The organism is Achromobacter sp. DMS1, assembly GCF_001270295.1.
Map to the genome: position 1 here is coordinate 17,923 of NZ_LHSJ01000100.1, position 10,991 is coordinate 28,913.

The 10,991-nt window shown below is 68.1% G+C and carries 9 protein-coding genes and 4 pseudogenes; 10 read left to right on the forward strand and 3 right to left on the reverse strand.

Translation table 11 applies throughout. The features are described from left to right. Nucleotides 1–614 (reverse strand): annotated as a pseudogene (locus AD428_RS13415) (rod shape-determining protein); the annotation flags it as partial. Between the two features lie 342 nt (nucleotides 615–956). Here AD428_RS13415 and AD428_RS29525 point away from each other — a divergent pair. From AD428_RS29525 to AD428_RS25010, 6 genes and pseudogenes are all read left to right on the forward strand, one after another. Further along, nucleotides 957–1,797, forward strand: a pseudogene (locus AD428_RS29525) (IclR family transcriptional regulator). Nucleotides 1,798–2,111: 314 nt separating this feature from the next. Further along, nucleotides 2,112–3,021 (forward strand): annotated as a pseudogene (locus AD428_RS13430) (arginase family protein). 40 nt (nucleotides 3,022–3,061) lie between these two features. Further along, the gene (locus AD428_RS13435) at nucleotides 3,062–3,853 is read left to right on the forward strand and encodes an ABC transporter substrate-binding protein (protein ID WP_053245515.1); all 792 of its coding nucleotides are present in this window, start codon (nucleotides 3,062–3,064) and stop codon (nucleotides 3,851–3,853) included. 30 nt (nucleotides 3,854–3,883) lie between these two features. Further along, on the forward strand, nucleotides 3,884–4,576 hold the full coding sequence (locus tag AD428_RS13440) for an amino acid ABC transporter permease (protein WP_053245516.1): 693 nt from the start codon (nucleotides 3,884–3,886) through the stop codon (nucleotides 4,574–4,576). Between the two features lie 4 nt (nucleotides 4,577–4,580). Then, nucleotides 4,581–5,330: an amino acid ABC transporter ATP-binding protein gene (locus AD428_RS13445; RefSeq protein ID WP_053245517.1), complete on the forward strand. Its 750-nt coding sequence runs from the start codon at nucleotides 4,581–4,583 to the stop codon at nucleotides 5,328–5,330. 159 nt (nucleotides 5,331–5,489) lie between these two features. Beyond that, a pseudogene (locus AD428_RS25010) lies at nucleotides 5,490–6,014 on the forward strand (thiamine pyrophosphate-binding protein); the annotation flags it as partial. 32 nt (nucleotides 6,015–6,046) lie between these two features. Here AD428_RS25010 and AD428_RS13450 read toward each other — a convergent pair. Then, entirely contained in the window at nucleotides 6,047–7,069 is a 1,023-nt protein-coding gene (locus tag AD428_RS13450; protein WP_053245518.1) for an amino acid ABC transporter substrate-binding protein, read from the reverse strand. 329 nt (nucleotides 7,070–7,398) lie between these two features. On the opposite strand from AD428_RS13450, the gene AD428_RS13455 reads away from it, so the two are divergent. Genes AD428_RS13455 through AD428_RS13470 form a run of 4 tightly spaced genes read left to right on the forward strand, consistent with a single transcriptional unit; the run spans nucleotide 7,399 to nucleotide 10,626 of the window. Then, on the forward strand, nucleotides 7,399–8,418 hold the full coding sequence (locus AD428_RS13455) for a Bug family tripartite tricarboxylate transporter substrate binding protein (RefSeq protein WP_053245519.1): 1,020 nt from the start codon (nucleotides 7,399–7,401) through the stop codon (nucleotides 8,416–8,418). Between the two features lie 48 nt (nucleotides 8,419–8,466). Beyond that, nucleotides 8,467–9,147 (forward strand): 3-oxoacid CoA-transferase subunit A, encoded by a 681-nt coding sequence (locus AD428_RS13460; RefSeq protein WP_053245520.1) that lies wholly within the window; start codon nucleotides 8,467–8,469, stop codon nucleotides 9,145–9,147. Nucleotides 9,148–9,157: 10 nt separating this feature from the next. Next, the gene (locus AD428_RS13465; protein WP_053245521.1) at nucleotides 9,158–9,799 is read left to right on the forward strand and encodes a 3-oxoacid CoA-transferase subunit B; all 642 of its coding nucleotides are present in this window, start codon (nucleotides 9,158–9,160) and stop codon (nucleotides 9,797–9,799) included. Beyond that, complete coding sequence (locus AD428_RS13470; RefSeq protein ID WP_053245522.1) at nucleotides 9,799–10,626, forward strand: IclR family transcriptional regulator domain-containing protein; 828 nt, start codon at nucleotides 9,799–9,801, stop codon at nucleotides 10,624–10,626. The genes AD428_RS13465 and AD428_RS13470 overlap by 1 nt, the downstream gene beginning before the upstream one ends. Before the next feature lie 9 nt (nucleotides 10,627–10,635). Here AD428_RS13470 and AD428_RS13475 read toward each other — a convergent pair. Then, the coding region (locus AD428_RS13475; protein ID WP_304438948.1) for a Sua5 family C-terminal domain-containing protein at nucleotides 10,636–10,991 on the reverse strand (356 nt) is incomplete at its 5' end.

The following is a 10,991-nucleotide window of genomic DNA, read 5'->3' on the forward strand; positions in this document are numbered from 1 at the left end:
GAGGGCGATGCCCTTGTCGGTGATGTCGGCGCCAAGCTCGGGCGGCGTCTGTTCCAGGGCGATCTTCACGGCGGAGACGATCTGGTTCAGGGGATCGGTGAGCGATTCGAGGATCTCGTTGGAGGACACCGTGAAGCTGCGCGGCACGCCTTCGGCAAGGTTGCGGCCCTTGACCTCGATTTCGCGGACCTCCGAGCCCGGGAAGGCCGAGCCGATTTCCTTCTTGATGAGTTCGGCGGTGGGCTCGCCGATCAGCATGCCGTAGTTGCGGCGGATGTAGTTGACGATGGCCTCGTCGAACTTGTCGCCGCCGACGCGCACCGAGCCCTTGTAGACCATGCCGCCCAGCGAGATGACGGCCACCTCGGTGGTGCCGCCGCCGATATCCACCACCATGGAGCCGCTGGCGTCGGAGACGGCCAGGCCGGCGCCGATGGCGGCCGCCATGGGCTCCTCGATGAGGAACACGTGGGACGCGCCCGCGCCCAGCGCCGATTCGCGGATGGCCCGGCGCTCGACCTGGGTGGAGCCGCAGGGAACGCACACGATGATGCGCGGGCTGGGGGCCAGCATGTTGCGGGGGTGCACCATGCGGATGAACTGCTTGAGCATTTNCGCCGGCCCTGGCCCTGCTGGCGCTGGCGGCCTTCGCCCTGGACGGCGCGGTGACGGCCGACCAGACCCTGGGACGCCGTTCGATCAATATGATCAGGCCGGAGGCGCGCGGTCGCCTGAACGCGCTTTTCGTCGGCATTTTCTTCCTCGGCGGGGCGGCCGGCTCGGCCGGCGGTGCGGCTGTCTGGCACGCGGGCGGATGGTCCGGCGTGGCCACGCTGGGCGTTGCGATCGGCGCGGCCATGATGGCCATCTTTCTGGCATCGCCACGCGATATAAGCGAACCGTAATACGGTACGCTATGCGTTTTGACCGTTGCCGCCGGATTGCCTGCACGCGCCATGACCGCCGCCCCTAACGCCGAGGATTCTCCCCTGTTCATCGCCGCCCTCGCGCGCGGCATTTCGCTGCTGCGCGCTTTCAGCGAAGGACGTCCCGCCATGACGCTGCCCGAGCTGGCCGAGGCCACCGGCCTGAGCAAAAGCTCGGTGCAGCGTTTTGCCCACACGCTCTGGACGCTGGGCTACCTGCGCAAGGATCCGGCCACCAAGAAGTTCTCGCTGGGTCCGTGGTCGCTGGAACTGGGCATGCGCTATGTGCAGACCAGCCCGCTGGTGCTGGGCGGCAATCCGTTCCTGCATGTGCTCAACCGCAACAGCCAGGAAACCTGCAGCCTGGCCGAGCCCGACGGGCTGGACATGGTGTATGTGGCGCGGTTCGCCACGCACAAGGAAATGTTCGTCAACATGCCGGTGGGCATGCGCCTGCCGCTGTACTGCACGGCAGCGGGGCGGGCGGTGCTGTCGCGCCTGGACGCCGGCCGCGCGCGAACTGCTGCACCGCTGCGAGCGGGTGGCATATACGCCCGCCACCATTACCGACCTGGATGCGCTGATGGCCGAGGTGGACTTCGCGCGCCGCCATGGCTATGCGCGCTCCAATGGCGAGTTCTATCCCGGCGATATCACCATCAGCGCGGCGGTCACCGACGCCGGCGGCACGCCGGTGGGCGCGGTGAATGTGTCGGTGCCGTCTTCGCGCTGGTCGTTCGAGCAGGCGCAGGCGGTATTCGGGCCGCAAGTCATGGAAACCGCGCACGCGATCAGCGCGTCGCGCACGCTGGGGCGGGGCTACCCGTTCTATGAGCTGGAGCCGCCCGGCGGCGTGCTGCGCTACAAATAAAAAAAAACAAAGAAACGCCCGCTGCCGGACCGCGGCTCCCCGATGGCCGCCCCTGCCCTGCGCTGGTGCGCCGCCGGTGCGCCAGCGCAGGGCATTTTGGCCGATATAACCACTTTCCCAAGTAGGAAACTCAATCCGCATCTCAGGGAAAATCCCTGATTGGCCATTTGGCATGCTGCTTGCTACGCTATTTATGACACGATCGTATCGCTATGCGATTTGATTGAATCTAAACAATGTCGGCGGATCGTGCCGGCCAGGAGTGTGCATTGCAGCCATCCGCCGAAGTCTTGTTCACGCCCGTTCCGGGATTCATGGGGTTGCCGCCGGCGCGGCCCGCGAGCCAGGGCGCGCTCGCGCGCCAGCGTGGTGGGGATTCCCTTCGATTGCGGCACGCATCCGTTCCGGGTCGGCGCGCGCCAAGGGCCCGACGCCATCCGGGAGCAGTCGCGCCTGGTGCGGCCTTTCGACCTGTTCCAGCGGGCCGGGGTTGCCAATCCCTCCGAGTTCCTGCGGGCCGTGGACGTCGGCAACGTGGCTTGCCATCCGGGGGACCCCGGGGCCTCGTACCCGCTGATCGAGGCGGGCATCGGCGCCATCCTGGACGCGGGCGCGATTCCCATTTCCATGGGCGGCGACGGCGCGGTGACGCTGCCGCAGCTGCGCGCGGTGGCCCGGCGTCATCCGGACTTCGTCGTGCTGCATTTCGATTCGCACACCGACACCTATCCCATTCCCGGCTACAACACCGCCACCACTTTCACCCGCGCCGCCGAGGAGGGGCTGCTGGACGTGGCCCGCAGTTTCCACGTCGGCACGCGCGGCGGCAGCTTCATGGCCGGCGTGGTCGAGTTCGGCCGCGAGGTGGGCTACACCATCGTGCCCTACGACGAGTTCGATCACGACCCGGGCGCCACGCTGGCGGCCATCCGCGAACGCATCGGCATGCGGCCGGTGTACCTGTGCTTCGACATGGACATCTTCGATCCGTCGTGCGCGCCGGGCGTGTGCACGCCGGAATGGGGCGGCCTCTCGGCCAAGGAGGGGCTGGCGCTGCTGCGCCGGATCTCCGGCCTGAACTTCGTGGCCTTCGACGTCAATACCGTTTCGCCGCCGCAGGACGTGGGCGGCGCCACGGCCTTCCTGGCCGCCACCGTCATGCAGGAGTTCTGCGCACTGGCGGCGGCGGCAGTACAGCGGTTTCCGCAAGGCCGTCCGGCCTGATCCGGCCATCTCCACATCCGCATCCAAGCAAGGGGAAATCATGAAACTGAAATCGATGCTGCTGGGCCTGCTTGCCGCAGGCATGGCGATGCAGGCCGTGCAGGCCGGCGCGCGCACGCTGGACGAGATCCGCGCCGACAAGGCGCTCAACGTGGTGACCACCGCCTCCGCGCCGCCGCATGGCTTCAAGAACCCGAAGAGCAACCAGCTCGAAGGCATCATGGTGGACGTGGCCGCCGGGGTGGCCAGGCATCTGGGCGTGTCCGACAAGCTCGCCGACGTGCCGTTCTCCGGGCTCATTCCCACGCTTACCTCGGGCCGCGCCGACCTGATGTCGGCGCCGCTCTTCATTACCGAGGAGCGCGCCCGCGTCATCGACTTTTCGGCGCCGGTCTACGAGTGGGGCGAAGGCGTGGTGGTCAGCGCAAAGACCGACCGCCGCTACACCCGGTTCGAGGACATGAAGGGCAGCCGGGTGGGCGTGCTGGTGGACTCGGTGCAGTTCAACATGATCAAGGACATGCCCGACACCAAGGTCTCCACGTACCAGGACTATTCCACCTTGCTGGCCGACGTGCGCGCCGGCCGCATCGACCTGGGCATTGTCGATCCGCCCAGCATTCTCTACCAGATCAAGTCCAAGAACATCCCGGGCGTGAAGCTGGACACCGGCTACCGGCCGCAGCGCAAGTGGCAGGTGGGCATGGCGGTGCAGAAGGGCAATCCGGCGCTGCTGGAAGCCGTGAACGCCGCGCTGGCCGAGATGAAGAAAAACGGCGAGCTGGCCGCCATTGGCCGGAAGTGGGGCGTATCCGACCTGCTCAGCCAATGACGCCCGCGCGGCACGGACAAGGAGCACGACGTGGATCTCGATACCCTGCGCATGTACCTGGAGCCCCTGGCCGAGGGCACCGTCTGGACCCTGGCGCTGTTTTTCTGTTCGGCATTCCTCGCGATGGCGGTGGGGCTGCTGGTCTGCCTGTGCCGCCTGTCGCGCTCGCCGCTGCTGAACCGGCCCGCGCGTTTCTACATCGAAGTCATACGCGGCACGCCCCTGCTTCTGCAGTTGTTCTACATCTACTATGGGCTGCCGGAGCTGGGCGTGGTGATCAACGGCTTCGTCGCCGGCGTGCTGGGGCTCACGCTCAATTTTGGCGCCTATCTGGCCGAGCTGTTCCGCAGCGGCATCCAGTCGGTGGATGCGGGCCAGTACGAGGCGGCGCGCGCGCTGGGCCTGCGCAAGACGCAGCGACTGCGCCGCATCGTGCTGCCGCAGGCGCTGCGCACAGTGTTCCCGGCGCTGGGCAACTATGCGCTGGTGCTGGTCAAGGAGACTTCGCTCGTGGCGGTCATCAGCGTCTATGAATTGATGCGCGCCGGCGAGATGCTGGCCGGCGCCACCTTTCAGGCGCTGACGGTGTACACGCTGGTGGGCGCGATCTATTTCGTGCTGTGCAGCGCGCTCTCCTATTTCTTCCGCCGCTCCGAGCGCCGCCTCACCGTGCCGGGCTACTGGAGCGGGGCCGGCGAAAACCACGACATCACCAAGGCCTGACGCCATGGACGCAATGAACTATCGACCCATCATCACGCTGCGCGGCGTAAGCAAGTGGTACGGCGACTTCAAGGTGCTGGACGGCATTACGCTGGACGTGATGCCGGGCGAGAAGCTGATTCTGTGCGGGCCTTCCGGTTCGGGCAAATCGACGACCATCCGGCTGCTCAACCGGCTGGAGGAGCACCAGCAGGGCACCATCGTGGTGGACGGCATCGAGCTCGACGACGACATGAAGAACATCGAGCGCATCCGCGCCGAAGTCGGTATGGTGTTCCAGCACTTCAATCTCTTTCCGCATCTCACCGTGCTGGAGAACTGCACGCTGGCGCCCATGCTGGTCAAGGGCGTGGCGCCGCAGGAGGCGCGGGCGCGCGCCATGCAGTACCTGGAGCGGGTGCGCATACCGCAGCACGCCGCCAAGTATCCGGGGCAGCTGTCGGGCGGCCAGAAGCAGCGCGTGGCCATTGCGCGGGCGCTGTGCATGCAGCCGAAGATCATGCTATTTGACGAGCCGACTTCCGCGCTCGACCCCGAGATGGTCAAGGAAGTGCTCGACACCATGGTGGAGCTGGCCCGGGAAGGCATGACCATGGTCTGCGTCACGCACGAAATGGGCTTCGCGCGCGAAGTGGGGGACCGCGTGGTGTTCATGGACCAGGGGACCATCGTCGAATCTGATACGCCGGACAATTTCTTCCGCGCGCCGCGCTCGGAGCGCGCGCAGGCTTTTCTGGGGCAGATCCTGGCCTGACCGGCCCGGAATTCCGTTCTGCGGAACCGTCGGGAATTGGTTCCATGCCGCGCCGCGCGAATGGATCTAGCCGCGCGCGGCGGCCCTTCCTATGATGCCCTTTCCCGCCTCGCGCCCGCGCACGGCGCGGGCTCTTCAGCCTTTTTCCATGGAACGACGATGAACGGCGCCGACAGCCTTTGCGACACCTTGCTGGCCAATGACGTGGACGTGTGCTTTGCCAATCCGGGCACGTCCGAAATGCATTTCGTGGCGGCGCTCGACCGCAAGCCGCGCATGCGTTGCGTGCTGGGGCTGTTCGAGGGCGTGGTCACGGGGGCTGCGGACGGCTATGCCCGCATGGCCGACAAGCCCGCGGCCACGCTGCTGCACCTGGGTCCGGGCCTGGGCAACGGCCTGGCCAATCTGCACCGCTCAAGCGCGCGCGCGCACGCCCATGGTCAACATCGTGGGCGACCACGCCACGTATCACGTGCAATACGATGCCCCGCTCACCAGCGACGTGGAGGGCGTGGCGCGCCCCATGTCGCACTGGGTGCGGCGCACGCAGACGGCCGCCGAAGTCTCGGCCGATGCCGCCGAGGCCATCGCCGTGGCGCGCCGCGAGCCCGGCAACGTCGCCACGCTCATCCTGCCCGCCGACGTCCTGGACGGCGCTGCCCGGCGGCGCGGCGGAACCCGCGCNCGCCGCGCGCGCCGCACGGCGGCCGGCCCGCTCAACGGATGGGCCAGGGATACATGGCCCCGCCCTGGCTCCACAGGGCGTTGGTGCCGCGCTGCAGGCCCAGCTTGCTGTTCTTGCCCACGTTGCGGTCGAAGATCTCGCCGTAGTTGCCCACCGCCTTGATGGCGTTGTAGGCCCACTTCTCGTCCAGCCCCATGTTCTTGCCCGCGCCCGGGGTCACGCCCAGGATGCGCTGCACGTTGGGGTTCTGGCTCTTGAGCATCTCGTCCACGTTTTTCTGCGTGATGCCGTATTCCTCGGCCTCCAGCAGCGCGAAGAGCGTCCAGCGCACGATGCCCAGCCAGTTCTCGTCGCCCTGGCGCACCATGGGGCCCAGCGGCTCCTTGGAAAAGCGCTCGGGCAGGATTTCGTAGTCGTCCGGGTTGGCGACCTGTGTCGCGCGCACCGCCGCCAGTTGCGAGGCGTCGTCCGTGAACGCATCGCAGCGGCCCGACTCGAAGGCGCGGACCACTTCCGTCACCTTGTCGATCACGACCGGCTTGAATTCGATGCCATGGGCGCGGAACCAGTCGGCCAGGTTGAGCTCGGTGGTGGTGCCGGGCTGCACGCACACGGTGGCGCCATTGAGCTCCTTGGCGCTCTTCACGCCCAGCTTCTTGCTCACCATGATGCCCTGGCCGTCGTAGAAACTGACCGCCACGGCCGACATGCCCAGCGCGGTGTCGCGCGTCTGCGTGAGCGTCACGGTGCGCAGCAGCACGTCAACCTCGCCGGACTGCAGCGCGGTGAAGCGCTGCTGGGTGGAAAGCGCCGTGCCCTTGAACTTGGACGGGTCGCCGAACACGGCGGCCGCCACGGCGCGGCAGATGTCCACGTCCATGCCCTGCCACTCGCCCTTGCTGTCGGCCGCGCTGAAACCGGACACGCCGTCGCTCAGGCCGCACTGCACGAATCCTTTTTTCTTCACCGCGTCCAGCGTGGGGCCCGCCAGGGCCGCCTGGGACGCACAGGCCAGCGCGAACGCGCCCGCCAGCACTGAAATCAAGCGTTTCATTGGCTTCTCCTCTCTGTCGGCGCCCGGCTCCGGCCGGAGCCGGCGCGCCATGCACCCCGAGAGCATACGACGCACGCCTGGCGGCCACAATCGAGCCCACCCCGGAAACCGCCGATTGCGGCATCGTCCGGTGATCGAACTTTATTGAATGGCCGGCGCGCCATGAGCGCTGTCGCCCGATGCCATACTTTTTGCGCGGGCCGTCCGATAGCCGGCGAACGGGACTCCGTCTCCCTGCCCTCTCGCTTCCCGCAATTCCCCCTGGCGGCGCGTCATCAAAAAAACCAGGCGCGCCGCTTCACATGCCGATTCATGGAGGAGACAAATCCATGGCCAACGCTTCGAACCCGCCCCAAAGCGGGCAGTCGACCCCTTTGCGCCGCCGCGCCCTCAAGTTCCTGGCCGCCGCTGCCTGCGCCGCCGCGGGACTGGGCTCCGTGCCGGCCCACGCCGCCGACAAGTGGCCCAGCCACCCGATCCGCGTCATCGTGCCCTACACGCCCGGCGGCTCCACCGACACCGTAACGCGCATCGTCATGGAAAAGCTCGGGCCGCGCCTGGGCCAGACCATCGTGGTGGAAAACCGGCCCGGCGCGAACAGCACCCTGGGCGCCGCCATCGCGGCCAAGGCCGAGCCGGACGGCTACACGTTCCTGAGCGTGCTGCCCGCCTACATCATCAATTTCCACCTGTACAAGCTGGGCTACACGCCGGACGACCTGGTGCCGGTAGCGCAAATGGCCGACCTGCCGCTCTTCCTGTTCGTCGCCAAGGACGTGCCCGCCAACAGCGTGGCCGAGCTGGTCGACTACGCCCGCAAGAACCCCGACAGGCTCACCTACGCCTCCAGCGGCAACGGCTCCAGCGCGCACCTCACCGGGGCCGACTTCGCGCTGCGCAACAAGGTGGTCATGACGCACGTCGCCTACAAGGGCAGCGCGCCCATCCTGACCGACCTGCTGGCCGGGCGCGTCTCGATGGTGTTCGACCCCATCCTGGTGCCCATGCAGTACGTCAAGCAGGGCAAGCTCAAGGCGCTGGCCTTTACCGGCAAGGAACGCTGGCCCACCGAGCCCGGCATCCCCACCATGGAGCAGGCCGGCATGCCGGGCTTCGTCACCGGCTCGTGGGCGGGCCTGATGGCGCCGGCCAACACGCCCAAGCCCATCATCGAGCGCATGGCCAAGGAGATCAACGAGATCGTGCGGGAGCCCGACGTCAAGCAGAAATTCCTGGACGCGGGCTTCCTGCCGGCCGGCGGCACCGCGGCCGAATTCGCCGACCTCATGAAGAAAGACTCGGCCCGCTACGCCGAGATCATCAAGCAAGCGCACATCACCCTGCAATGACGGGCGGCGGGGCGCGGCCGCGCCCCGCCCGACGGATACATACCTCTCATGATCGACAAATTCATCGACACCGCCGCGGCGGCGGTCGCGGACATTCATGACGGCGCCACCGTGCTCATCGGCGGCTTCGGCGGCGCGGGCATGCCCACCGAGCTCATCCACGCCCTCATCGACCAGGGCGCGCGCGAACTCACCGTGGTCAGCAACAACGCGGGCAACCACGAAACCGGGCTGGCGGCGCTGGTCAAGGCGGGCCGGGTGCGCAAAGTGATCTGCTCGTTTCCCAAGGCCTCGCACTCCTGGGTCTTCGACGACCTGTACCGGCGCGGGCGCATCGAGCTGGAATGCGTGCCGCAGGGCACCATCGCCGAACGGCTGCGCGCCGCCGGCGCGGGGCTGGGCGGCTTCTACACGCCCACCGCCTACGGCACCGAGCTGGCCCGCGGCAAGGAAACCCGCGTGATCGACGGGCGCGGCTACGTGTTCGAGAAGCCGCTGCACGGCGACTTCGCCCTGGTCAAGGCGGAGCTCGCCGACCGCTGGGGCAACCTCACCTACAACAAGAGCGCGCGCAATTTCGGGCCCGTGATGTGCATGGCGGCGCGCACGGCCATCGCGCAGGTGCGCGCCACCGTGGGGCTGGGCGAACTCGACCCCGAATGCGTCGTCACGCCCGGCATCTTCGTCAAGCGGGTCGTCACGGTCGCCAACCCCGCGTTTTCGAGCTGAGGAAACTGGCATGCATACTCCCCTGAGCCGCGAGGCCATCGCGCGCCGCCTGGCGCTGGACATCCCCGACGGCAGCTACGTGAACCTGGGCATCGGCATGCCGGTGCTGGTGGCGGCGCATCTGCCGCCGGACCGCGAAATCGTGCTGCACAGCGAGAACGGCATCCTGGGCATGGGCCCTCCGCCCGCGGAATCGGCCCGCGACCTCGATCTCATCAATGCGGGCAAGCAGCCCGTCACGCTGCTGCCCGGCGGCTGCTATTTCCATCACGCCGATTCCTTCGCCATGATGCGCGGCGGCCATCTCGATTACTGCGTGATGGGCGGCATGCAGGTGGCGGCCAACGGCGACCTGGCGAACTGGTCGCTCGACCGCCCGGGCGAGGCGCCCGCGGTGGGCGGCGCGATGGACCTGGCGGTGGGCGCGCGCCGCGTCTACATCATGATGGAGCACAACAGCAAGAACGGCGAGCCCAAGATCGTGGAACGCTGCACCCTGCCGCTGACCGGCGCCGGCGTGGTCGACCGCATCTATACCGACCTGGCCGTCATCGACGTCACGCCGGACGGGCTGCAGGTTCGCGATATGATCGACGGTATCACCTTCGAGGAACTGCAGGCGCGCACCGGCGCGCCCTTGCGCAAAGGCTGATGCTGCCCACCCTGCCCCCGCCCGGCTACGCGGCGCCGCTGGCCGAAGAAGACCACCCCGACCGCCTGCGCGGCGACCCGGACTACATGCTCACGCTCGCGCGCGGCCTGCACGTGATCCGCGCGTTCGGCACGCGCCGCCATCCGCAGACCGCGGCCGACCTGAGCCGCCGGGCCGGCCTGCCGCGCGCGGTGGTGCAGCGCTGCCTGCACACCCTCACGCTGCTGGGTGTGGCCGAGCGGCACGGCAGGCACTATGTGCTCACGCCGCGCATCCTCAACCTGGGCTACGCCTACTTCTCTTCCACGCCCCTGGTTTCCCTGGCCCAGCCCGTGCTGGACGAGCTCAGCGCCACCGTCAACGAGACCTGCGCGCTCGCCGTGCTCGAAAGCCACGAGATCCTGTACCTGGCGCGTTCCGAGGTGCACCGCATCCTGGCCACGTCCATGGGACTGGGCAGCCGGCTGCCCGCGTACTGCACCTCCATCGGCCGCGCCGTGCTGGCGCACTTGTCCGAAGCGGCGCTGGACCGCTATTTCGCGGCGGTGGAACTCAAGCCCTATACGGAATTCACCGAAGTCAACGAGACGCGCCTGCGCGCCGAACTGGCCCGCGTGCGCGAACAGGGCTACGCGGTGGTCGACCAGGAGCTGGAGCTCAACGTACGGGCGATCTCGGTGCCGGTGCGCTCGGCCAGCGGGGCGGTCTGCGGCGCGGTGAACGTCAGCGTCAAGGCCGCGCGCGTGCCCACCCCGCGGCTGGCCGAGACATTCCTGCCTCCCATGCGCCAGGCGGTCGAGCGCATCGGCGAGCTGCTCGCGGCCTGAACGCCGCCGCTACCGCAGGCCGGTGGTTTCCAGCGTGAAGGCGGCCGCGGCGCGGCCGATGCGGTCGTTGACCGCATGCCAGGCATCGTCGGCGGGCGGAGCCTGGACGACGATGCGCGCATAGCCCTGGCTGTCCAGGTCGCGCAGCAGCGCGTAGAGCGCCTGGGCATAGCGCGCCGGATCGGCCGGCACGGCCTGCCATTGCACGCGCGGGTCGCGCGCGGCGGGCTCGGGCGTATACCCCACCACCACCACCTTGCCCTGCGACGGCAGCCCGCGTCCCTGCAGCACCTCCTGCAGGCGCGAGGGCGAAGCCAGTTCGAGCTCGGTGCGCGGCGCGTAGTGGGCCTTCAGCGTGCCGGAAG